The sequence below is a fragment of the Nocardia amikacinitolerans genome, assembly GCF_900215415.1.
In the GTDB taxonomy this organism is placed as follows: domain Bacteria; phylum Actinomycetota; class Actinomycetes; order Mycobacteriales; family Mycobacteriaceae; genus Nocardia; species Nocardia amikacinitolerans.
In genome coordinates, this window is sequence record NZ_OBEG01000001.1 from 934,003 (window position 1) to 956,148 (window position 22,146).

The window sequence follows — 22,146 nt, forward strand, 5'->3', positions numbered from 1 at the left end:
GGGGGCTCCCGACATCGCGATCACCGGCGAACCAGCTGCGCCGAAGAGCATACGACGCAAGCGACAGCACACCCGCATCCGGGTTTCGAGGACGGCTCCCGAGCCATCCGGCAAGACACCTGCCCGGATCGGGGGAATGCCGAGGATGTCGCCGAGGGCACCGGATCAGTCCCGACCGAGAAGGACCCGGTGCCCGGCGTGCATCATCGCGGCCGCGGTGGCCTGGGTGGTCAGGCGATCACCAGCAGCAGATCACCGCCGTCGACCTGCTGGATGGCTCCGATCGCGATCCGTTCGATCACTCCGTCGCGGGGAGCGGTGATGGCGGCCTCCATCTTCATGGCCTCGATCGTGGCCACCGTGTCGCCTGCGCTGACTCGGTCGCCGACCGCGGCCACGACGGTGACGACACCGGAGAACGGGGCCGCGAGCTGGCCCGGATCGGCGGGGTTCGCCTTCTCGGCCACCGGGATCTTGTCGGCGACGGTGCGGTCTCGCACCACGACCTGGCGCAGTTGGCCGTTGAGCACGCAGACGACGGTGCGCATGCCGCGTTCGTCGGGCTCGGAGATCGCTTCCAGTCCGATGAGCAGGGTGACGCCCTTCTCCAGTTCCACGCGATGTTCCTCGTCGTGGCGCAGGCCGTAGAAGAACTGGTTGGCGGACAGCCGGGAGATGTCGCCGTACTTCGCGCGGTGGGCGAGGAATTCGGCGGTCGGTCCGGGAAACAGCAGCCGATTCAGCGTGGCGCGGCGCTGGGCGGAGGTGCCGTTCAAGCCTTCCTCGTCGTCGGCGGTGAGTTGGGTTTCCGGCTTGGCGGGTCCACGACCGGCCAGCGCCCGACTGCGGAAAGGCTCAGGCCAGCCGCCTGCGGGGGTGCCCAGCTCACCCCGCAGGAATCCGATCACCGAGTCGGGCACGTCGAAGCCGGCCGGATCGGTGGCGAACTCCTCGACATCCGCGCCCTTGCCGACCAGGGCCAGCGCGAGGTCGCCGACCACCTTCGAGGACGGGGTGACCTTCACCAAACGGCCCAAGAGCCGGTCTGCCGCGGCGTATTTCGCCTCGACCTCTTCGAACTGGTCGCCCAAGCCGAGGGAGATGGCCTGCTGACGCAGGTTCGACAGCTGACCACCGGGGATCTCGTGGTGGTAGACGCGCCCCGTCGGGCTCGGCAGCCCGGACTCGAAGGGCGCGTAGACCTTTCGCAGCGCCTCCCAGTACGGCTCCAGATCGCAGACGCTCTGCAGATCCAACCCGGTGTCGTAGGGCGAATGCGCCGCCGCCGCGACGATCGCCGACAGCGCGGGCTGAGAGGTGGTACCCGCCATGGGCGCCGACGCACCGTCGACCGCGTCCGCTCCGGCCTGCCACGCGGCGAGGTAGGTGGCCAGCTGGCCGCCCGGAGTGTCGTGGGTGTGCACGTGCACGGGCAGCTCGAACTCTCGCCGCAACGCCGTGACCAGGGTGTGGGCGGCCGGTGGTCGCAGCAGGCCCGCCATGTCCTTGATGGCGAGGACGTGGGCGCCGGCGTCCACGATCTGCTCCGCCAGTTTCAGGTAGTAGTCGAGGGTGTAGAGGTCCTCGCGCGGATCGGCGAGATCACCGGTGTAGGAGAGCGCGACTTCGGCTACGGCCGTGCCGGTTTCCCGCACCGCGTCGATCGCGGGCCGCATCTGGTCGACGTTGTTGAGGGCGTCGAAGATGCGGAAGATGTCTATGCCGGTCGCGGTGGCCTCGGAGACGAACGCGCGGGTGACCTTTTCGGGGTACGGCGTGTATCCGACGGTGTTGCGGCCGCGTAGCAGCATCTGCAGGTTGATGTTCGGCACGGCCTCGCGCAACGCGGCCAGCCGCTCCCATGGATCCTCGTGGAGGAACCGCAGCGCCACGTCATAGGTTGCGCCGCCCCAGCATTCGATGGACAGCAACTCCGGTGTCATTCGCGCCACATGCCCTGCCACCGCCAGCAGGCCGCTGGTGCGCACCCGAGTCGCAAGCAGCGACTGGTGCGCGTCACGGAAGGTCGTGTCGGTGACCGCCACCCCCTTGCGTTCTCGCAGCCAGCGGGCGAAGCCCTCCGGCCCGCGTTCCCGCAGCAGCTGACGGGTACCCGGTGGCGGCGGCACGGCGAGATCGATGGCGGGCAGCTTCTCGTGCGGATAGACCTTGGTCGGCCGGCTGCCGTGCGGCTTGTTGACGGTGACGTCGGCCAGGTAGTCGAGGATCTTGGAGGCTCGGTCCGCCGAGGAGTGCCGGGTGAGCAGTTCGGGTCGCTCGTCGATGAACGAGGTCGTGACCTGCCCGGCCCGGAAAGCCGGATCATCCAGAACCGCTTGCAGGAACGGGATATTGGTCGCCAGACCCCGGATACGGAACTCGGTCACCGCGCGGCGGGCGCGGGCGATCGCCGTGGGGAAGTCCCGGCCCCGGCAGGTGAGCTTCACAAGCATGGAGTCGAAGTAAGCGCCGACCTCCGCGCCGACATTCGCACCCCCGTCCAGGCGCACGCCCGCACCGCCAGGGGAGCGGTAGCCGGTGATGCGGCCGGTGTCCGGCCGGAACCCGTTGGCCGGGTCCTCGGTGGTGATGCGGCACTGCAGCGCCGCACCACGGATGGTGACGGAGTCCTGGCTCAGCCCGAGGTCTTCCAGTGATTCGCCGGCCGCGATGCGCAGCTGCGACTGCACGAGGTCGACATCGGTGATCTCCTCGGTCACCGTGTGCTCGACCTGGATGCGCGGATTCATCTCGATGAAGACGTGGTTGCCGCGCTCGTCGAGCAGAAACTCCACGGTGCCCGCGCAGCTGTAGCCGATCTGGCGGGCAAAGGCCACCGCGTCGGCGCAGATGCGTTCGCGCAGCGCAGGATCCAGGTTCGGCGCGGGCGCCAGCTCGATCACCTTCTGGTGGCGACGCTGCACCGAACAGTCGCGCTCGAACAGGTGCATGACGTTGCCGTGCTGGTCGGCCAGGATCTGCACCTCGATGTGGCGCGGGTTCACCACCGCCTGCTCGAGGAACACGGTGGGATCGCCGAACGCGGATTCGGCCTCACGCGAAGCGGCCTCGATGGCCTCACGCAGGTGTGCAGGCTCGGTGACCCGCCGCATGCCGCGACCTCCGCCACCGGCGACCGCCTTGACGAAGACAGGGAACTCCATGAACTCGGCCGCGGCCAGCAGCGCGTCCACATCCGCGGACGGCTCGCTGGACTTCAGCACCGGCAGGCCGGCGGACTTCGCGGCGGCGATCGCGCGCGCCTTGTTCCCGGTCAGCTCCAGCACCTGCGCCGACGGTCCGATGAAGGTGATGCCCGCGGCGGCGCACGCGGCGGCCAGGTCCGGGTTCTCCGAAAGGAAGCCGTAGCCGGGGTACACCGCGTCCGCACCGGATTCCCGTGCGGCAGCGATGATTTCGCCTACCGAAAGATACGCGCGGACGGGGTGCCCGACCTCGCCGATCTGATAGGACTCGTCGGCCTTGAGCCGGTGCGGGGAGTTGCGGTCCTCGTAGGGAAAGACCGCGACGGTCTGCGAGCCGAGCTCATAGGCGGCGCGAAAGGCGCGAATGGCGATCTCGCCGCGATTGGCCACCAGGACTTTCGAGAACATGGAGCGGCTACCTCTTGATTCGGGACTGGACGACCGGATACGTCGCCGGAACGGGGAACGGCCCGCACCAGGTGAGTGCGGGCCGTCGCGGAATGTCGCGCGCCGGGGGCTGTCAGGCGACGACGGAACGCTGTGGCACGCCGACGTATTCGCTCAGCGGCCGGATCAGGGCGTTGGATTCACCCTGCTCGATGATGTGGGCGGTCCAACCCGTGATGCGGCTCATCACGAAGATCGGGGTGAAGACCTCGATATCGAATCCGAGCAGGTAATACGCCGGGCCGGTGGGGAAGTCGAGGTTCGGCTTGATGCCGGTGGCCTCGTTCATGGTGCGCTCGAGGATCTCGTACATCTGCACCCATTTGGCGCCGTCGGTCACGGCGGCGACGTCCAAGAACGCCTTCTTCATGGTCGGCACCCGGGAGTCACCGTTCTTGTAGACCCGGTGGCCGAAGCCCATGACCTTTTCCTTCTTGGCCAGCTTGTTGCGCATCCACTGCTCGGCCAGCGCCGGATCGCCGATCTCGATCATGTCGTGCATGACCGCCTCGTTCGCCCCGCCGTGCAGCGGCCCCTTGAGCGCGCCGATGGCGGCGGTGACCGCGCTGTAGATGTCCGACAGCGTGGAGGTGACCACGCGGGCGGCGAAGGTGGAGGCGTTGAAGCTGTGCTCGGCGTAGAGGATCAGCGACACCTCGAACGCCTTCACCAGCTCCGGAGCCGGGACCTTGCCGAAGCACATGTTCAGGAAGTTCTCCGCGAACCCCATGTGCGAGTGCGGCGCGATCGGATCCAAGCCCCGGCGACGCCGATGGTCGGCGGCCACGATGGTCGGCAGCACCGCCATCATGCGCAGTGCCTTGGCGAGGTTGGCCTTCGGCGAGTTGTCGTCCTCGGCCGGATCCTCCGCGCCCAGGTAGCTGATCGCCGTGCGCACCACGTCCATCGGGTGGCAGTTGTCCGGCATCTTCGCGATCAGCGCGAGAAGCGAACGATCGGCCCGCCGCGCGGCACGTTCACGCTGGACGAACAGCGCGAGCTGAGCGTCGTTCGGCAGTTCGCCATACCAGAGCAGGTAGGCGACCTCTTCGAAGCTACAGTTCGCCGCCAAATCCTGGACCGCGTAGCCGCGGTAGGTCAGGGAGTTGGTTTCCGGCACCACCTTGGAGATGGAGGTGGTGTCGACGACGACGCCGGCGAGACCCTTGTAGATGGTCGGTATCGCAGTCTCCACCATCACTGGTTCCTTCCCAGAGTGAAATTGAAGATGTCGGAATCGAATTCGTTGTAACGCTGGTACCGCAGGAGCTCGTACAGACGGCTACGGTGCTGCATCCGGTCGAGCAGGCCGGCCTGCGTGCCCTTCTCGAAGATCTCCCGCAGGCCGGTCTCGGCGGCGTACATGGCCAGCCGCAGCGTCGTCACCGGGTAGATGACGGCGTTGTAGCCGATAGACTCCAGCACCTCGGCCGAGATCAGTTCGGACTTGCCGAACTCGGTCATATTGGCCAGCAGGGGAATCGAGACCGCGGCCCGGAACTTCTCGAAATCGGCCGGGGTGTGCAGCGCCTCGGTGAAGATCAGATCCGCACCGGCGTCCGCGTACGCCGTGGCCCGGTCGATGGCCGCGTCGATGCCCTCGATCCCCGCGGCGTCGGTACGCGCGCAGATCACGAAATTCGGGTCCCGCCTCGCCGACACAGCCGCCCGCAGGCGGCGCACCATTTCGTCGGCGGGCACCACGGCCTTGCCGTCCAGATGGCCGCACCGCTTCGGGTTCACCTGATCCTCGAGGTGCAGACCCGCGATGCCCGCGTCCTCCATGATGGTGACGGTGCGCGCGGCGCTCATGGGTTCGCCGAATCCGGTGTCGGCGTCGATGAGTACCGGCAGGTCGGTGACCCGCGCGATCTGCTGACCGCGCCCGGCCACCTCGGTGAGCGTGGTGAGTCCGATATCGGGCAGCCCCAGATCCGCCGAGAGCACCGCGCCCGAGACGTAGACGCCTTCGAAACCGATCTCCTGAATCAGTTTGGCCACCAGCGGATTGAACGCGCCAGGGAGGCGCTGGATGCGACCCGAGGACAGTCCGGCGCGGAAGGCCGCGCGCTTGTCGGCGGCGGAGGTGGCGGCGGCGAGCAGGCCGGTCATCAGAACAGACCCTTCGGGGACTTGGGCGCGCGGGCGAGCACGTCCGCCGAGACGGTGAAGGTGAGTTCCGACAGCTCACCCGCGGACAGCTCACCCGCGCGCTGGGCCACCTCGAGGAACCGGTCCTGTTCGGTGGGCTCGATGACGCCTTCGGCGAGGGTGCGGAACTTGGCGATGTACTGGTCACGGGCGAAGGGCCGCGCGCCGAGCGGATGGGCGTCGGCGATCGCCAGCTCGTCCACGATGACCTCACCGCTCTTCAGGGTGATCTCGGCCCGAGCGCCGAACGCCTTCTCGTTCGGATCGGTCGAGTGGTAGCGGCGCGTCCACTCCGGATCCTCGGCGGTGGAGATCTTCTTCCACAGCTCGATGGTGTCGGGCCGCTGCGCCCGCTCCGGAGCGTAGGAGCGCTCGTGGTGCCAGGTGCCGTCCTGCAGGGCCACCGCGAAGATGTACATGACCGAGTGGTCCAGGGTCTCGCGCGAGGCCTTCGGGTCGAACTTCTGCGGGTCGTTGGACCCGGTGCCGATCACCACGTGCGTGTGGTGGCTGGTGTGCAGCACGATCGAGGCGATCTGATCCAGATCGCCGATCCGCTCGCGCATGCGCCGCGCCAGGTCGATCGGAGCCTGGCTCTGGTACTCGGCGGAGTGCTCCTTGGTGTAGGTGTCCAGAATGGCGCGCTTGGCCTCGCCCGGGCTGGGCAGCGGCACGGTGTATTCCTTGTCCGGACCGCCGAGCAGCCAGGCGATCACACCGTCCTCGCCCTCCCAGATCGGCGACGGCGCGCCCTCGCCGCGCAGCGCACGGTCGACCGCCTCGACGGCCATCTTTCCGGCGAACGCGGGCGCGTAGGCCTTCCAGCTCGAGATCTCGCCCTTGCGCGACTGCCGGGTGGCCGTGGTGGTGTGCAACGCCTGGCCGACCGCCTGATAGATGGTCTCGGTGTCGAGGCCGAGCAGCGTGCCGATACCGGCCGCGGCCGAGGGACCCAGATGGGCGACATGGTCGATCTTGTGCTCGTGCAGGCAGATTCCGCGTACCAGGTCTACCTGGATCTCGTAGCCCGTCGCCAGGCCCCTGATCAGGTCACGACCGCTGCGACCGGTGTGCTGGGCGACGGCAAGGATCGCGGGGATGTTGTCACCCGGATGCGAGTACTCCGCGGCCAGAAAGGTGTCGTGGAAGTCGAGCTCGCGCACCGCGACCCCGTTGGCCCAGGCCGCCCACTCCGGGGAGTACGTGCCACCGACGCCGAAAACGGTCGCGCCCGGCTGGTACGGATGAGCCTGCGCCTGAGCGCGCGCATTGGCCACCGGGCGGCGGGTGACCGAAGCCGCGGCGACGGCCGCGTTGTCGATGATCCGGTTGACGATCATCTCTTCGGTATCCGCAGCAACCTCCACGGCATCCGCGGCCACCTCGGCGATCTTCCACGCGAGGTGCTCCTCACGGGGAAAGTGCTCCGCAGAACGGTAGGTGCGGACGAGATGGTTCTTCACGGTCGAAGCCTCCAAGAAGTCGTATTTCACCGATGCATTTCGCACGCTACACAGCCCCATTCCCAAGGGAAATGCCCCGCAAATGCCTAATTTTGTGGAAATGGATTTGTGAAATTGTAAAAGTTGTGGAATTCGAGGTTGCTAGACTGCTACGCATGCAGAAGATGTACGCGGGTGCACGATTGCGCACGCTTCGGGAACAGCGTGGGCTCTCGCAGTCGGCGCTGGCCAAGGAGCTGGGGCTATCGGTCAGCTACATCAATCAGCTGGAGCACGATCAACGTCCGCTGACCGTGCCGGTGCTGCTGCGTCTCAATGCGCGCTACGACCTCGACATGGGCTTCTTCGCCGCCGACACCGACGCCCGGCTCATCGCCGACCTGCAGGATGTGTTCGCCGAGGACCCCGACGGCGCGAGCATCACCACCGCCGAGATGGACGATTTGGTGGCCCGAGTGCCCGCGGCCGCGCGTCTGCTGGTCGGCTTGCATCGGCGCTTGCGCGGCGCTACCGAGCAGATGGAACGAGTGTCGGCCGGAATCGAAGGCGCCACACCGGATTCCGCTTCCGCGATGCCCTACGAGGACGTCCGGGACTACTTCTACGACCGGCGCAACCACATTCCCGAACTCGACCTCGCCGCCGAGGAGCTGTTCGCCCGCAACGGGTTGAGCCTTGGCGGGCTGGACCTGCAGTTGACCCGGGTGCTGCGCGAACAGCACGGGATCGCGGTGGCGATACGCACCGACGATCCCGATCATCCTGGCCCCAAACGGGTCTACGATCCGAACGGGAACGTGCTGACCCTGGCGCGGCGGCTGACCGCCGGGCAGCGCGCGTTCCAGCTGGCCACGCAGCTGGCCTTCCTCACTCAGGCCGAGGTCATCGCCGACCTGATCGACGACGCGGATACCGTGCCAGAGCAGTCGCGCGGTCTGCTGCGCATCGGGCTGGCCAACTATTTCGCCGGAGCGCTGATCCTGCCCTACACCCAGTTCTGGGACGCGGCCGAAACGCTGCGTTACGACATCGAATTGCTGGCGGCGAAGTTCGAGGTCGGTTTCGAGACCGTCTGCCATCGGCTGTCGACCTTGCAGCGTCCCGGCAAGCGGGGCGTGCCGTTCTTCTTCGTCCGCACCGACCGTGCCGGAAACATCTCTAAACGCCAGTCCGCCACCGCCTTTCACTTCTCCCGGGTGGGCGGCAGCTGCCCGCTGTGGGTGGTGCACGAGGCGTTCTCCACCCCGGGCAGCATCCGCACCCAGATCGCGCAGATGCCCGATGGGCGCAATTACCTGTGGCTGGCCCGCACCACCGACGAGAAGACTCCCGGATATTTGTCTCCGAAAAGGGATTTCGCTATCGGCCTCGGTTGCGACCTGGCCTACGCCGGCAAGCTCGTCTACTCGCACGGGCTGCCCATCGACGACCCGCGCACCGCGGTGCCGATCGGCGCGGGCTGCAAGGTCTGCGAGCGCACGGACTGCGCGCAACGCGCCTTTCCGCAACTGGGTCGCCCGATCCGCGTGGACGACAACAGTTCCCAGAACATCCCTTACGTACCGACGACAGCGAGCTGACCCCAGGTCGTCGGACGTCCGCGCTCGGGAGGATGCCCGTTGTCACCGAATGGCCACGACCACCGCATCGGTGATAGATCGCCAGGCCACACCGGCTTCGGTGAATCCGGCCTCGGCGAGCCGGTCCAGATGCCAAGCGAGCGGCTGGGGCACCCCCGGTTTCCTGCCTTCGAAAATGGCGCGGCTGGCGGCGGTTTCGTCGGCAAGCTCCGGATCGGCGGCGATGTCCGCCCACCATTGGTCCCAGTCACGGGCGCCGTCGGCCCGAGCCCGCTCCTGGTGAGCGCGTTGGATGATCTCATCCAAGGCGTTCAGCATCGGCGTGCGTGGATCGGGCATGTGGTCGGCGTTGACGAGTACCCCGCCCGGACGCAGCAAGGGTCGCAAATCGGCGTACAGCCGGGCCAGGGCATCGGCCGGCATCCAATGCGTGGCGGTCGCGGTCAGCACGGCGTCGAACGGCTCGGACGGCAGCTGCCGCGTCCACCCCGGTTCCTCGAGGTCGGCGACCACGAACGAGATGCGGGGATCACCGTCGAACGATCCCCGCGCCACCGCCAGCAGCGTGGGATCACGATCGACCGCCACCGAGCTCGCCTCCGGCAGCCGGGCGAAGAGCCGGCGGCTGATGGTTCCGGTCCCGCACGCCAGGTCGAGCACGCGCGGTGACTTCCCCGCCGACGCCTCCACCACGTCGAGCAGCACCCGGAAGCGTTCCTCGCGGTCGGGCAGGTACAGCTCCTGCTGCCGATCCCAGCTCCGCTGCCACGCCTCCCAGTCCATGCGCACTCCCTCCACCGAATCGAGGCTCGCCCACCCGGCGAGGCGGGGCCGATCCTATCGGCGATGCCGTGCGATTCGGCGAAACGAGCGGTCGCGGCCGCGCGGTGGCCGCTCAGGCGCTCAGTGGTGCGGCGGTGACTTCGTAGCCGAGGTTGGTCAGCACCTCGGTAGTCGCCTTGGCGAAATTGAGCGTGATGAAATGCAGGCAGGGAGCGCCCTCGTCGACGAGCCGCTGCGCCATCTCGGTGGCGATCTCGATACCGGCGGCGCGCACCGCGGCGCGGTTCTCCTCCGGGCCGTCGCCCGCCGCCTTGTGCAAGCGGTCCAGCACCGCCTTCGGCAGTTCCCGGCCCGACAACTCCACCGCGCGCCGCACGGTGCGCAGCGAGGTGATCGGCATAAGCTCCGGGATGATCGGCTTGCCGCCCTCGATCGGATCGGCCCGCACCGCCCGATCGCGCAACCGCAGGTAGTGCTCGGCGTCGAAGAACATCTGGGTGATCGAATAGTCCGCTCCGGCGCGGAGTTTCGCGATGAGGAAGGCGGTGTCGGTGTCCAGGTCGGTGGAGCGGTGATGGCCCTGCGGGAAGGAAGCCACCCCGACATTGAAATCACCGAGATCGCGCACGATCCGCACCAATTCGTCGGCGTACTCGACGCCGTCGGGATGCTTGTGCCATTCACCGAGCGGATCGCCCGGCGGATCACCGCGCAGTACGAGGATGTTGCGGATTCCGCAGTCGGCGTACGAGCCGACGAGCGCGCGCAATTCGGCGACGCTGTGGCCGACCGCGGTCAGGTGCGCGACCGGCAGCAGGGTGGTCTGCTGCGCAAGCTTCCCCGGCGGCATCGCGCGGCGGATTGAACTCCACCGAGAACGGCACCCGCGTACCGGAATGGGTGCGCAGGCTCTGCACGACCGACGCCACGCCGGACACGATCGGTGACATCCGGGCGGGACGGCCTGTCGTCCGACGCTCCGGATCGGAAAGGGAATGCATGCTTGCCTCGTGGGATAGGTGGGAGGCCGAGAGGCGAAGGCGGCCGGTGTGTTCCGTGTCGGAACACACCGGCGCGCCACCACTCACACGGCCGGTGAGCACTGAGCTCAGCGCAGGGACTGAGCGGCCGCGACCAGATTGCGCAGCTCCCGGGCGTGCCTACCGGCCGTCGCTTCCCAGGCCAGGCCCAGTGCGTAGTTGACGGCTGTCGTTCACGCTCACCGCTGCGGGACAGTCCCGGATTCTCATCCGCGCACGACGCACGACGCGCGCGTCCGAGAGGTGGCGGAACCAGCACTACCGTCGCCTCGGAGAGCGGTCTCGCTGCGTCTGATCAGGTCGTTTCGCCGGAGCCGAGCCTCGGCTACGGCTTTTGGTAGAGGTCTGGGACGCCGTCGTGGTTGTCGTCGCGTGTTTCGTGTTCGGCGATCAGTCGGTAGGTGCGGTTGCGCATGCGCAGCAGGATCGCGGCGAGCGCTGCGGCGGCGAGGGTACCCAGCAGGACGCCGATGCGGACGTGGTCGCCGCGCAGTGTGGCATCGGTGTAAGCGAGTTCGCCGATAAGCAGTGAGACGGTGAAGCCGATGCCGCCGAGCAGTCCGACTCCGGCGACGTCGATCCAGCGCAGGTCTTCGTCGAGTTCGGCGCGGGTGAGTCTGGCGGTCAGGTAGGTGGTGGCGGTGATGCCGGCCAGCTTGCCCGCGACCAGGCCCACGATGATCCCGACGGTGATTGGGTCGTCGAGGGCCTGGGCCAGGCCGGTGAGTCCGCCGAGGGTGACTCCGGCGGCGAAGAACGCGAAGACCGGCACCGCGAATCCGGCCGAGAGCGGGCGGATGCGGTGTTCGAAGCGTTCGGCGAGCCCTTTGCGGGCGGTGTCGGGTCCGGCGCCGATGGCGGATCGGGCGACGGGGACGGTGAATCCGAGTAGTGCTCCGGCGACGGTGGCGTGAACGCCGGATTGGTGGATCAGCCACCAGGTGAGCACGGCGAGCGGGACGAGGATCCAGAAGGTGCTCAGGCGTTTGTTGACCGCGAGTGCGAAGGCCGCGAACGGGATGACGGCGAGCCCGAGGTAGTTCAGGTGCAGTTCGTCGGTGTAGAAGATGGCGACGACGGTGACCGCGAGCAGGTCGTCGACGACGGCGAGGGTTAGCAGGAAGGTGCGTAGCGCGGTCGGCAGGTGGGTGCTCAGGACGGCGAGCACGGCCAGGGCGAAGGCGATGTCGGTGGCGGTGGGGATGGCCCAGCCGTTGAGCGCGCCGCCGCCGGTTCTGAGGTTGATGGCCACGAAAATCACGGCGGGGCCGAGCATTCCGCCGATGGCGGCGACGACCGGCAGCGCGGCTCTGCGTGGGTCGCGTAGGTCTCCGGCCACGAATTCGCGTTTGAGTTCGAGCCCGACGACGAAGAAGAAGATCGCGAGCAGCCCGTCGGCGGCCCAAGAGCCCAGTGTGAGGTTCAGGTGCAGGCTTTCCGGCCCGATCCGGGTGTCGCGCAGGGTGTAGTAGGCACTGGACCAGGGGGTGTTGGCCCAGATCAGTCCGACGGCCGCGGCGATGATCAGCAGGACGCCGCCGACGGTTTCCTCGCGCAGGACCGAAGCGATACGGCGCGATTCCGGCCAGCTGCCGGGGGTGAACAGTCGTCGTGGTGCGGGCGAACTCGTCCCTGCCATGAATGCCTCTCAGGTCCGGACCTGCGAAGCGACCGAAGGCTGCGACTCGCGGTCCACAGCGAAAACCGATGCGTAGGGATCTACGGGGCAGGGTGCTCGGGGCCGAAGGCCGAGTCTGTCGGATCCGGCTGGGGGATCGAGCGCGGAATGAATCGCGATCACCAGAGCGCACCTCTCGCCGGACGAACCGACCCGGTCCTCCAGGCCGGCTGCCGACCAGACTTCCCGGCGCTCCACCTGTAAAGATGCCGCAAATGTCCAGGCGAGGCAAACCCGGCGAGAACTGTCCTCTCATGCTATGGACACGCGATCGCTCGCCCGAAGCCAGGCATGTCGATGCGTCCACAAGGTGTGCCGAGGAAGGTCATCGGCGCTGGTATTGAGCGCGCAGCCCGCAATCCGATGAATCGCCGCGGCTCGCAGGTGGCACGGGTTACGGTGTGGACAGCCTGCTTCGACGGTGTGGTGAAGCGGACGGAAGTGGGGGAGGGTTTCCGGTGGAGCTTCGCAGCGGCGATGGCCTCGCGGTGGAGTACGTGAAGATGGCGGTGGGATGGGATCCGGCCCGGCGTTCCCGGTTCGGCGTTCGAAGCAAGGACATCGATCTCAACGCCGCAGCGCTGCTGTATGCCGACCGGTCCTTGGTCGACGTGGTCTATCACGAGCAGTTGAGTTCTCGCGATGGCGCGGTGCGTCATCACGGCGACAGCGCGACCGGCGAGGGCAAGGGCGACAACGAGGTCATCACCCTCGAGTTGACCCGGCTGTCGCCCCACGTGACCGCGATCGCGCTGCTGGTGAGCTGCTACACCGGGCAGAGCTTCGACCGGATCGACAACGCGTTCTGCCGTCTGGTCGACGGCACCACCGACGCGGAGCTGTCCCGCTACGACCTGGGCGAAGCCGGTCCGGTCACCGCGTTGTTGATGGGTGTGCTGCACCGCGGCGATCGGGTGTGGAGCTATCGGCGAATCGAGCGGGGCCTCGCGGCCGGTCATCCAGTCGAGGCGGTTCCCGCGATCGCGCCCTACTTGTCCCGATCCGAGATCTGATCCAGTCGAGGCGACATCGACCGGCAACCGCCGCTCGGGCGGACTCGCTTCGTTCCGCGCCCGTGACGAATCGTCAACTGTGACATGGGTCTTCAGCCTCGCAGGTCGCGGCGAGTGTAGCCGTAGAGTCCGATCGTCGTGGTCGCGATCGCGATGGCGGCGAAGGTGAGGTTCGCTGTCCAGTCCGGTGCGGTGTCGGGCACGGCGGCCAGATGCGCGAACGGCGAGATTTCGCGGGCCCAGCTGGGTGCGCCGGTGCTCTGGGCGAGGATGTCGAGGAGAAATCCGCCGACGACGGGCACGGCGCCGATCGGCCCGACCGCACTGGGGAACCAGCCCAAGGCCAGTGCCGCGGCGCCCAGCGCGAGCAGAGCGAGCGGGGCGACGTTGGCGGCGCCGGCGATGGCCTCGGGCAGGCTCAGCGGCGCACCGGTCAGTACCGCACCGACCCACATCGCGACCGCCGCGGCGAGCAACAGCACCGCGAGACCCGCTGCGGTGACGGCGATTTCGGTTCCCGCCGACCTGGCTCGGGTCAGCGGAAGCGCGTGCAGGGCGGTCCAGCGGCGCGCGGTCTCGTCGGCGGCGAAGGTGGTGATGCGGGTGGCGGCGTAGAGCCCGGCCGGGATGGCGAGCAGGGCGAACATCGCGGCGGCGAATCCGGTGGCCGTATCGAGGCCGCCGAAGCCGGCCGTCGCGGCGAGTTCGGCGAAACGCGGGTTCTCGGCGAAGAATTCCAGGATCGAGGAGATCAACGCGCCGACGAGCAGGAAGTAGGCGGCGATCCCCACACCCCAGCCCGCGGTGGGCGCCACAGCGCGCCGAACAGCGAAGCCGAGCACCGATCCGAGCAGCCGGGTGCGGGCGGGTCTGGTGTCGGACAGGGTGATCAGAGCACCGCCGAGATCGCGTCCGCGGGCGGCGACCAGCGCCGCCGCGGCGGGGACGATGGCCAGTACCGCCAGAACGAACAGCGGTTCGATTCGGTTGTCGGCGTATGGGGCGACGCGTGCTGCGAGTCCGAAGGGGGTGAGCCAAGCGGTCCACGCGAGCGGGGGCACGCCGTCGGCGAGCATCCGCAGCAGCAGGCTCGCCCCGAGGACAGCCGAGGCGAGCCCGGCGGCCGCCGCCCGAGACGGCAGCAGTTGCGCGGCAAGCAGTCCCACGCTCGCGAAGGCCACCGTCGCTCCGAACACACACAACCCGTGCAGCAGAGCTCCGGTGGGGTCCGTACCGGTCACCACCAAACCGGCTGCGACTCCCGTCGCGATCACGGCGGCGGCCAGACACAGTGTGGTGGCACAGCGCGCGACGAGATCGATCGGGCGCAGCCTGCCGCCGAGCAGCAGGTCCCAGTGTCCGGCGTCTTCCTCGCCGCGGGTGAGGCGGGTGGCGGCCAGCAGTGCCCACATACCGCACAGCACCACCACCGGGGTTCCGGTGCGCCAGACGGTGAACCCGCCGGGATCATCGAGGGCGAGCGGGGTACCGAAAAGGATTCGCACCGCGGGGTTTTCGGCCAGTGCGCGCAGCGCGCCCGCATCGATGCTGTCGGCGAAGGTCGTGCGGTACTGAGCCGCGACGAGAGCCGACAGGCCCGTGGCGGTCAGTGCCACGATCGCCGCGCCGCGGCGGGCCTGGCGGCGGGTCAGCCGAGCCGCCGCCCGCCCGGGTGCGGAAACGTTCACCTGCTGCGGCCGGACCGTCGTGGCGGTCATCGCCGTGCCTGCCCGTAGTAGTCGAGGAAGATCTCCTCGAGGGTGGGTTCCCGAGACGACAGCGCCGTCACTTGCGCCGCGGCGAGCGCGCGCAACGCGGCCGCGGGCGGCCCGGACAGGGTGAACCGCATCCGACCCTCGTCGAGCACCTCGATGGCCTCGACACCATCCACCTCCGCTAGCGCCGGTGCCTCGCCCTGGTAGGCGACCTCGACAATCGTGCGGTGCAGTCGCCGCAGCTCGGCCAGCGTCGCGATCTCCACGAGCCGTCCGGTGCGCAGGATCGCGACCCTGTCGCACAACTCCTCGACCTCACCGAGCTGATGCGAACTCAAGAACACCGTCTGCCCCCGCTCGCGTGCCTCGGCGACGCACCGGCGGAACTCCCGCTCCATCAGCGGGTCCAGCCCACTGGTCGGTTCGTCGAGCACGAGCAGCGGAGCCCGGGAGGCGAAAGCGGCGACCAAGGCGACCTTCTGCCGGTTGCCGGTCGAGTAGGCCCTACCGGGCTTGTCGACATCGAGTTCGAAGCGCTCGATCAGCTCGGCGCGATAGGACAAGTCGATGCCGGGGCCGACGCGGGCGAGTAGCTCGAGTGTCTCGGCACCGGTCAGCGACGGCCACAAAGCCACGTCGGCGGGCACGTAGGCGAGGTGGTAATGCGCGCGCCGCACGTCACCGGCGTCGACACCGAACACCCGCGCCGCGCCCGCGGTGGGGCGGATCAGGCCGAGAAGCAGCCGGATGGTGGTCGACTTGCCCGCACCGTTGGGGCCGAGGAACCCGAACACCTCACCGGGCGCGACGGTCAGGGTGAGGTCGTCGACCGCGATGGTGCGGCCGAAATGCTTGGTCAAATGCTCGATCGAGATGGCCGCACGGGTATCGACGCGCGCGGACATCGCCGCTGTGGACATGGAAGCCCTTCCAAGGTCGGCGGATACGACACGCCGACCAGACTTCCCGGCTCACCTGAGTAAAAGGTACTTTACCAGCGCAGTCGCCGGGGGCTTTCGACCGACAGCGCACATCGCGACAGCGAAGTGCCACGTCATCGGGTCGCGTGGTGATACGACCGGGCATCGATAGCCAGCACGAAGTCGGCATGGCCGGTCCGTGCGAGTCGTCCCACCGCGATCCGCGGGTCGGTGGGTGGGAGGGCTGCCGCGGTGTCGTTCGACTGATCTGCCGGTGTGGCGGGATCGCCCGGAATGGCTTGCTCGCGCGTGCGGCAGGTGTTTACTGGATGTAGCGGTTCGGTTGTCCACCTTCGATGCCGGTTCGAGGTGTGTATGCCGGTATGGCGTCTTCGCGAATTTCACGACGATGATCTGGATCAGATGATTCAGGTCTGGGAACAGAGCCGCATGGCCGCGCCGGGGGAGCCGGTGTTCGCGTTGGCCGAGGTGCTTGCGTCCGCGCGGGCGGGGCAGCCTGCGGTGGTGGCCGAGGTCGGCGAAGAGATGGTGGGCATGGCCGTCGCACAGATCCAGGGCGAGCGCGCGTGGGTCTTGTTGGTGGCGCTGGGTGCGCGATGGCGTCGGCGCGGTATCGGCAGTGCGTTGCTGGCCGAGCTGGAGAGGCGGCTGCGCTCGAATGGGGTGCGGCGAATCTGCACGCTCCTTCCCGAGGGTGCCACCGGGTCGGTCGCGCTCGAGAATTCCAGCTATCTGCGCAGGACCGATCTCGTGTACTACGAACTGGTCGCACCGCTGGCACCCGCGCAGTCCAGTTTGCTGACCGAGTTGGGCGGCCGACTGTTGCCACCCGGATTGTGGCAGTCGATGGCGGGGATGGACCGGGAGAAGGAAGTCATCGAACGGCGGATCGTCTTGCCGTTGGCGAACCCGGAGGTCGCCGAACGCTATCGAGTCCGGCCACCCAAGAGCGTGATCTTGTTCGGCCCCCCGGGTACCGGGAAGACCAGTTTCGCGAAAGCGGTCGCCTCACGGCTGGGCTGGCCGTTCGTGGAGCTGTTCCCCTCTCGGCTGGCCGCGACCGCGAGCGGCGGGCTCGCAGCGTCTTTACGTGAGGTGTTCGCGGAATTGGGCGAGCTAGACGAGCTGCTGTTGTTCATCGATGAGGTGGAGGAGATCGCCGGTGCGCGCGAGGGAACGGCGACCAGTCCGGCGCATGGAGTGACGAACGAGCTGCTGAAACTGATACCGGTCTTCCGAGAGGACTACAGCCGGTTGCTGATCTGTGCGACCAACTCGGTTCGGTCTTTGGACTCGGCGTTCCTGCGGCCGGGCCGATTCGACTACGTGATTCCGGTCGGTCCGCCCGACGAGCCCGCACGCAAGGCGATCTGGCGGCGCTACCTCGGCCCCGCGGCCGAGACCATCGACCTCGACCACCTGGTGCGCGCCACGGCTCATTTCACCCCCGCGGACATAGAGTTCGCCGCCCGCGCCGGTGCCCAGTCGGCGTTCGAACGCGCGATGCGCGAGGGCACGAGCGAACCCGCCGACCTCGAGGATTACCTCGCCGCCGTCGCCAACACCCGCCTGACATTGACACCGCAGATCCTGGCAGCGTTCGAGCAGGACCAGGCGAACTACACCCGGCTCTGAGATCCGGCCAACCCGGTGCCGGCTGTGTTGGGGCCGCGGTAGTGGGAGGGCTCTGCGAGAGGTGCCAGCCGGGGCAGTGGCGGGATGCAGCGATCGCTGCCCACCGTGCGCACGGCCTCGCCTCTGGCGGCGGTGTTGACGTCGAGCCCGACCCAGTACGCGCATTTACGCACCGAGATCGGTACTCACTCGTGCCACGGCCCGGCCTCCAGAAAACTGGCACGGCCGGGGCGTCACGAACGAACCCGTCGCGCGTTCGTCGCGGCCGACGTCACCGCCGTCGCGTCGGGTTCGTTCGATCGCCTTCACCGCCCGAGGTGTCGGCCGGCACCGGCGATGCCTCGCCGCCGAGTCGTGCCCACGTTCGGCACTCACCGATCCGCGGGCGTTCTCGAGACTGCGACCGCGGCTGCCACTATCGCAGCGGCGATAGACTCTGCCCCGCTTCTACTTTGCCGGGAACGGGCTGTTGATCGTGGTGAAGTACTGGATCGCGGCGCCGATTGCCACGGGGGCGGTGACCAGGATCTGGCCCGCGACGGTACCGAGAGCGCCGACCGCGGCGATGCCGACGAGGCAGCCGACGCCCGCGGCGGGGATGAACGGACCGAACAGACCCGCGATGGTTCCCGCGGCGATGGTCGCGCCCGCGATGCCGCCGAGCACACAGCCGACCGCGGCTCCGCCAAGGCCGCCGACCAAGGTTCCGATGGTGGCGCCCATGCTGATCGTGCTGGTCATCCGGGACCAGGCGGCTTGCTCGCGCTCGTATTCGGTCTTCCACGGCGCCTTGTCCTCGTAGGGCAGCGCGACGGGCTTGTAGACCGCGCGGTCCATCGACAGGTCCGGCGTCAGTGTCGCGGTGCGGCCGGAGATCGCGGCGTCGATCGGGAATTCGAATTCGTCGAGAGTGAACTTCAACGGCGTCCCGGCGACCGTAACGCCTTCTCGGGACTTCACTTTCAGCGCTCCATCCTCGACAACCAATGCGCCGGAGTCGATTTCGATGACCGAGGACGTGTCGGTGGCATGAGCGGTGAAGGAGATGGCCTGGTCGTCACCCGGGTCGGCGTGTACGGTGCCTGTCGCGGCGATCAGGGCGGTCAGCGCCAGTGCGGGCGCGGCAAGGGTCCTCAGCAACATGGTGGTTTCCTCATCGTGATTCGGCCGCGCAGGTAGCGCGGCCGAATCATTATCGGTAATGATTATCATTATCAGCAACTTCTTCGTGAAATTCGTTGTACAGCAACACTTCTCGTTGAGCCTTCATCGAAGCCAGTTGCGCTCTTTGTGGAAATGGTTATCATTATGTGCCGCTCGAGCTTGGAGGGTTTGTGGGACATCTACTGATGGTGGAGAGCTGGGTCGGCTCGATGAGCACGCTGCTTCCGGCCGGAATACGCGACGGAGGACACACGTTCAGCTTTCTCACCCGAGATCTGGGTCATTACCTGCGCGGGAAGCCTGGCACGCATCCGCTGCTGACGGCGGCCAACGTACTGACCGCCGAGACCAACGACGAGGCCGCGCTCGTGCCGTACGTGCGCAGGCTGCACGAGGTGCTGGCCTTCGATGGGGTGCTGTCCTCGTGTGACTACTACTTGCCCACCGTGGCGGCGATCGCGGCCGACCTGGGCTTGCCCGGCCCCAGCCGGGAGGCCGTCGCGGCGGCCTGTCAGAAGCATCGGACCCGCGCGCTGTGCCGGGACGCCGAGGTACCGGGACCGGCCTTCGCCGTAGGCGAGAAATGGGACGAATTAGCGCACGCCGCAACGGAAATCGGATACCCACTGGTCGTCAAACCGGTCGACCTGTGCGGCGGCATGTATGTCTGTCGCGTCGACGACGAGGAGCAGTTGCGTGCGGCTGTCGAGCGGATCGCCGGTTTCCCGGTGAACGCGCGGGGGCAGGCGCGCGCGCCGCAGATCCTTCTCGAAGAGTGTTTGGTAGGACCGGAATTCAGCGTCGAAACGGTCACCGTGCGTGGCCACACCACGGTGGTCGGGGTGACCGACAAGCGGCTGACCGGAGCACCGGCGTTCATCGAGGCGGGGCACATGTTCCCTGCCGCGCTGACCGCCGCCGAGCAGGCCGCTCTCAGCGCGGTGGCTCGTTCGGCGATCGCCGCGCTCGGTCTCGACGACACCGTCGCGCACACCGAGATCAAGCTCACCGCCGACGGCCCCCGGCTCATCGAGGTCAATCCCCGTCCGGCGGGCAATCGGATCACCGAACTGGTTCGCCTGGTGACCGGCATCGACCTGGCAGCCGTTCATGCCGAGGTGGCCGCGGGCGGCACCCCCGATCTGACCCCACGTCCGACCGGTACGGGCAGCGCCGCCATCGCCTTCGCGGTAGCCGACCGCGCCGGTGAGCTGACGGCCGTATCCGGTGCCGAGCAGTGGGACGCCGACCCACGCATCGTCGAGCACGTCATAGCGAAGCCCGGCACGCAGGTACGGGTCGCGACCGACAACAACACGTATCTCGGCCATGTCATGGTGGTCGACGAAAAGCCGGGTACCGCCGGTGATTTGGCGCGTGACCTGATCGACAAGCTCATCGTCGACGTCGCGCGGGTGACGGCATGACCACAACGGATCTCACCGTGCTGCCGCGTCCGCGCTCGGTCGGTGAACTCACCGACTTGGCGAGGAAGGGTCGCCTGGGGGCCGACCCGGCCGACCTGGCGGTGGCCACCGCGTTCCATACCCGCTACGGCACTCGGCACGCCGGCCGTCACGGCGGCTACCGGAACGAGGTGCTCAGCATTCGCGTCGGCGCGGCCGTCGGCTCGTGCGGGCTCGAGCCCGGCGACGATTCCGCACACGCGGACATGCTCGACGACTGTGTCGGCGCGACGGTCGCGCAGCTGCTCGACCATCCACTGGCTGCGATCCGAATCGCTGTCTTGGATGCCTACTTGATGCATTCGTGGCCGCACCCTGCCGCAGCTGGTGTCGCTGCCGAGTCCGTCGGTTTGACCGGGGGCAGCTCGCTCGAGAAGTCCCGGCAGCGTGCGGAGGCCGTGGTGGACCTGCTGCCCTCGGACGTGCGGCGCGTGCTGGTCGTCGGTGTGGTCGGCTCGCTGCTCGCGGCACTGCGTGCCCGTGGCATCGGTTACTACCCGTGCGATCTCCTCGGGGGACGAACCGAATGGGATGAGCCCGTGCACCGAAACGTCGCCGATGCGCCGTCGGACTACGACTCGATGCTGGTCACCGGAATGACGCTGGGTAACCAAACATTCGACGCACTGCTGAGCCAAGCGAACGCCCGAACGATCCCCCTGGTGCTGTTCGCCCAGACCGGCAGCGCGGTGCTGCCGTGGTTCCTCGGCAGGGGCGTCACGGCGATTTCGGCCGAACCGTATCCCTTCTTCTCCCTCGACGGTGGCCCGAGCACCCTGTATCGCTACCGTGACGGGGGGCTCCCGTGCACCCGATGATCGGACCCGCCCCGCAGCCTGCGCTCCTCGGGTTGGTCGGCGGCACCCCCGTCGTCCCGATCCCGGCCGGAGCGAGCAGCTACTTGGCCAAGTTGGAGGCCGCGAGCATCGCGGGCATGAAGGCGCGGGCGGCGGTGTCCATGCTCAGCGCGGCCCGCGCCCGCGGCGAACTCGCCCCGGGTGCGACGGTGATCGAATCGACCAGCGGCACACTGGGTCTCGGCCTTGCCCTGGCAGGGAAGGCACTTGGTCACCCAGTCGTGCTCGTGGTCGACGACGAACTCGAGCCGGAGATGCGCGCGCTGTTCACCGCCTTCGGCGTCGGTCTGGAAGTGGTTGATGAGCCACATCCCGAGGGTGGCTGGCAGCGCGCCCGGCTCGACAGGCTGGCCGAACTGCTCGACGCTACACCGGGCGCGTACTGGCCCGACCAGTACGACAATCCCGACAACGCCGCCGGTTACGCGGACATGGCACATGAACTGCTCGAACAGGTCGACCACGCGGACGTGCTCGTCGCGGGCATCGGCTCCGGCGGCCATTGCGCCGGACTCACCCGGGTGCTGCGCGCCCATTGGCCGAGTCTGCGGGTCATCGGCGTCGACTCGGTCGGCTCGCGCATCTTCGGTCAGCCGGCCCGCCCACGACTGATGCGCGGCCTCGGCAGCAGCATCCTGCCGCGCAACGTCGCCTACGACGACTTCGACGAAGTGCACTGGGTCGGTGCGGCCGAAGCCGTGGCCTCCTGCCGGAGGCTGGCCGCCGATGTGGGTCTCGCGGGTGGTTGGAGCACCGGGGCGACCTCGCTGGTCGCCGGCTGGATCGCGCGGCGCGAGCCCGATGCTCGCGTACTCACCGTCTTTCCCGACGGCCCACATCGCTACCTGCGCAGCATCTACGACGACGAATGGTGCCGAGGCAATGGACTGCTCGGACCGACCGTCACCGAGCCGGTCGAACTGCCGACGCCCGACGCGGAGGAGGCGCGGGGGTGGGCGCGGTGCGCCGTGGTCCGGGACCCGTTGGGCAAGGAGATCCGCGCGTGA

General features: G+C 68.1%; 15 protein-coding genes, 1 pseudogene and 1 riboswitch. Of the genes and pseudogenes, 6 read left to right on the forward strand and 10 right to left on the reverse strand.

Features of this window, described 5'->3' with window-relative positions:
- Nucleotides 1-230: 230 nt before the first annotated feature.
- The 4 genes from CRP45_RS04410 to prpD all read right to left on the reverse strand — a co-directional run bounded on the left by CRP45_RS04410 (nucleotide 231) and on the right by prpD (nucleotide 7,267).
- Nucleotides 231-3,614 (reverse strand): pyruvate carboxylase, encoded by a 3,384-nt coding sequence (locus CRP45_RS04410; RefSeq protein ID WP_097243889.1) that lies wholly within the window; start codon nucleotides 3,612-3,614, stop codon nucleotides 231-233.
- Between the two features lie 112 nt (nucleotides 3,615-3,726).
- Nucleotides 3,727-4,848, reverse strand: a complete 1,122-nt coding sequence (locus CRP45_RS04415) for a bifunctional 2-methylcitrate synthase/citrate synthase (RefSeq protein WP_097244560.1) — start codon at nucleotides 4,846-4,848, stop codon at nucleotides 3,727-3,729.
- A 2-nt stretch (nucleotides 4,849-4,850) separates the two neighbouring features.
- Nucleotides 4,851-5,765, reverse strand: coding sequence for a methylisocitrate lyase (prpB, locus tag CRP45_RS04420; RefSeq protein ID WP_097243890.1), 915 nt, complete (start codon nucleotides 5,763-5,765; stop codon nucleotides 4,851-4,853).
- Nucleotides 5,765-7,267, reverse strand: coding sequence for a 2-methylcitrate dehydratase PrpD (gene prpD, locus CRP45_RS04425; protein ID WP_097244561.1), 1,503 nt, complete (start codon nucleotides 7,265-7,267; stop codon nucleotides 5,765-5,767). The genes prpB and prpD overlap by 1 nt, the downstream gene beginning before the upstream one ends.
- 155 nt (nucleotides 7,268-7,422) lie before the next feature.
- Here prpD and CRP45_RS04430 point away from each other — a divergent pair, with 155 nt between their 5' ends.
- Entirely contained in the window at nucleotides 7,423-8,847 is a 1,425-nt protein-coding gene (locus CRP45_RS04430) for a short-chain fatty acyl-CoA regulator family protein (protein ID WP_097243891.1), read from the forward strand.
- Between the two features lie 42 nt (nucleotides 8,848-8,889).
- Here CRP45_RS04430 and CRP45_RS04435 read toward each other — a convergent pair whose 3' ends face one another.
- From CRP45_RS04435 to nhaA, 3 genes and pseudogenes are all read right to left on the reverse strand, one after another.
- On the reverse strand, nucleotides 8,890-9,552 hold the full coding sequence (locus CRP45_RS04435) for a class I SAM-dependent methyltransferase (RefSeq protein WP_245909887.1): 663 nt from the start codon (nucleotides 9,550-9,552) through the stop codon (nucleotides 8,890-8,892).
- A gap of 190 nt (nucleotides 9,553-9,742) precedes the next feature.
- Nucleotides 9,743-10,580, reverse strand: a pseudogene (locus CRP45_RS04440) (methylenetetrahydrofolate reductase).
- Between the two features lie 190 nt (nucleotides 10,581-10,770).
- Nucleotides 10,771-10,885, reverse strand: a riboswitch (cobalamin riboswitch).
- Between the two features lie 110 nt (nucleotides 10,886-10,995).
- A complete protein-coding gene (gene nhaA / locus CRP45_RS04445; RefSeq protein WP_097243893.1) occupies nucleotides 10,996-12,309 on the reverse strand; it encodes a Na+/H+ antiporter NhaA in 1,314 nt (437 codons plus the stop codon).
- 497 nt (nucleotides 12,310-12,806) lie between these two features.
- On the opposite strand from nhaA, the gene CRP45_RS04450 reads away from it, so the two are divergent.
- Entirely contained in the window at nucleotides 12,807-13,361 is a 555-nt protein-coding gene (locus tag CRP45_RS04450; protein ID WP_245909889.1) for a TerD family protein, read from the forward strand.
- Between the two features lie 92 nt (nucleotides 13,362-13,453).
- On the opposite strand, the gene CRP45_RS04455 is transcribed toward CRP45_RS04450, so the two are convergent.
- Together CRP45_RS04455 and CRP45_RS04460 are read right to left on the reverse strand one after the other, a co-directional pair.
- Nucleotides 13,454-15,079 (reverse strand): polyketide antibiotic transporter, encoded by a 1,626-nt coding sequence (locus tag CRP45_RS04455; RefSeq protein ID WP_097243894.1) that lies wholly within the window; start codon nucleotides 15,077-15,079, stop codon nucleotides 13,454-13,456.
- Complete coding sequence (locus CRP45_RS04460) at nucleotides 15,076-15,996, reverse strand: ABC transporter ATP-binding protein (protein ID WP_097243895.1); 921 nt, start codon at nucleotides 15,994-15,996, stop codon at nucleotides 15,076-15,078. The genes CRP45_RS04455 and CRP45_RS04460 overlap by 4 nt, the downstream gene beginning before the upstream one ends.
- Before the next feature lie 375 nt (nucleotides 15,997-16,371).
- Between CRP45_RS04460 and CRP45_RS04465 the strand changes: the two genes are divergently transcribed.
- A complete protein-coding gene (locus CRP45_RS04465; protein ID WP_097243896.1) occupies nucleotides 16,372-17,652 on the forward strand; it encodes an ATP-binding protein in 1,281 nt (426 codons plus the stop codon).
- A 447-nt stretch (nucleotides 17,653-18,099) separates the two neighbouring features.
- Here CRP45_RS04465 and CRP45_RS04470 read toward each other — a convergent pair whose 3' ends face one another.
- Nucleotides 18,100-18,795 carry a DUF8020 domain-containing protein gene (locus CRP45_RS04470; protein WP_097243897.1) on the reverse strand — a complete coding sequence of 232 codons (696 nt, stop codon included), beginning with the start codon at nucleotides 18,793-18,795 and terminating at the stop codon, nucleotides 18,100-18,102.
- A gap of 191 nt (nucleotides 18,796-18,986) precedes the next feature.
- Between CRP45_RS04470 and CRP45_RS04475 the strand changes: the two genes are divergently transcribed.
- From CRP45_RS04475 to CRP45_RS04485, 3 genes are read left to right on the forward strand one after another with little or no spacing between them, the layout of a single operon-like run.
- On the forward strand, nucleotides 18,987-20,243 hold the full coding sequence (locus CRP45_RS04475) for an ATP-grasp domain-containing protein (protein WP_179830755.1): 1,257 nt from the start codon (nucleotides 18,987-18,989) through the stop codon (nucleotides 20,241-20,243).
- A complete protein-coding gene (locus CRP45_RS04480; protein WP_097243899.1) occupies nucleotides 20,240-21,100 on the forward strand; it encodes an aldo-keto reductase family protein in 861 nt (286 codons plus the stop codon). Before CRP45_RS04475 ends, CRP45_RS04480 begins: the two co-directional genes overlap by 4 nt.
- Nucleotides 21,097-22,146: a PLP-dependent cysteine synthase family protein gene (locus CRP45_RS04485; RefSeq protein ID WP_097244563.1), complete on the forward strand. Its 1,050-nt coding sequence runs from the start codon at nucleotides 21,097-21,099 to the stop codon at nucleotides 22,144-22,146. Before CRP45_RS04480 ends, CRP45_RS04485 begins: the two co-directional genes overlap by 4 nt.

Excerpts from the sequence above, each read along its gene's own strand:
- prpB (WP_097243890.1), bottom strand. The coding sequence starts at position 5,765 with ATGACCGGCCTGCTCGCCGCCGCCACCTCCGCCGCCGACAAGCGCGCG.
- CRP45_RS04485 (WP_097244563.1), top strand. The coding sequence starts at position 21,097 with ATGATCGGACCCGCCCCGCAGCCTGCGCTCCTCGGGTTGGTCGGCGGC.
- CRP45_RS04480 (WP_097243899.1), top strand. The coding sequence starts at position 20,240 with ATGACCACAACGGATCTCACCGTGCTGCCGCGTCCGCGCTCGGTCGGT.
- CRP45_RS04455 (WP_097243894.1), bottom strand. The coding sequence starts at position 15,079 with ATGACCGCCACGACGGTCCGGCCGCAGCAGGTGAACGTTTCCGCACCC.
- CRP45_RS04470 (WP_097243897.1), bottom strand. The coding sequence starts at position 18,795 with ATGTTGCTGAGGACCCTTGCCGCGCCCGCACTGGCGCTGACCGCCCTG.
- CRP45_RS04465 (WP_097243896.1), top strand. The coding sequence starts at position 16,372 with ATGCCGGTATGGCGTCTTCGCGAATTTCACGACGATGATCTGGATCAG.
- nhaA (WP_097243893.1), bottom strand. The coding sequence starts at position 12,309 with ATGGCAGGGACGAGTTCGCCCGCACCACGACGACTGTTCACCCCCGGC.
- CRP45_RS04410 (WP_097243889.1), bottom strand. The coding sequence starts at position 3,614 with ATGTTCTCGAAAGTCCTGGTGGCCAATCGCGGCGAGATCGCCATTCGC.
- CRP45_RS04430 (WP_097243891.1), top strand. The coding sequence starts at position 7,423 with ATGCAGAAGATGTACGCGGGTGCACGATTGCGCACGCTTCGGGAACAG.
- CRP45_RS04460 (WP_097243895.1), bottom strand. The coding sequence starts at position 15,996 with ATGTCCACAGCGGCGATGTCCGCGCGCGTCGATACCCGTGCGGCCATC.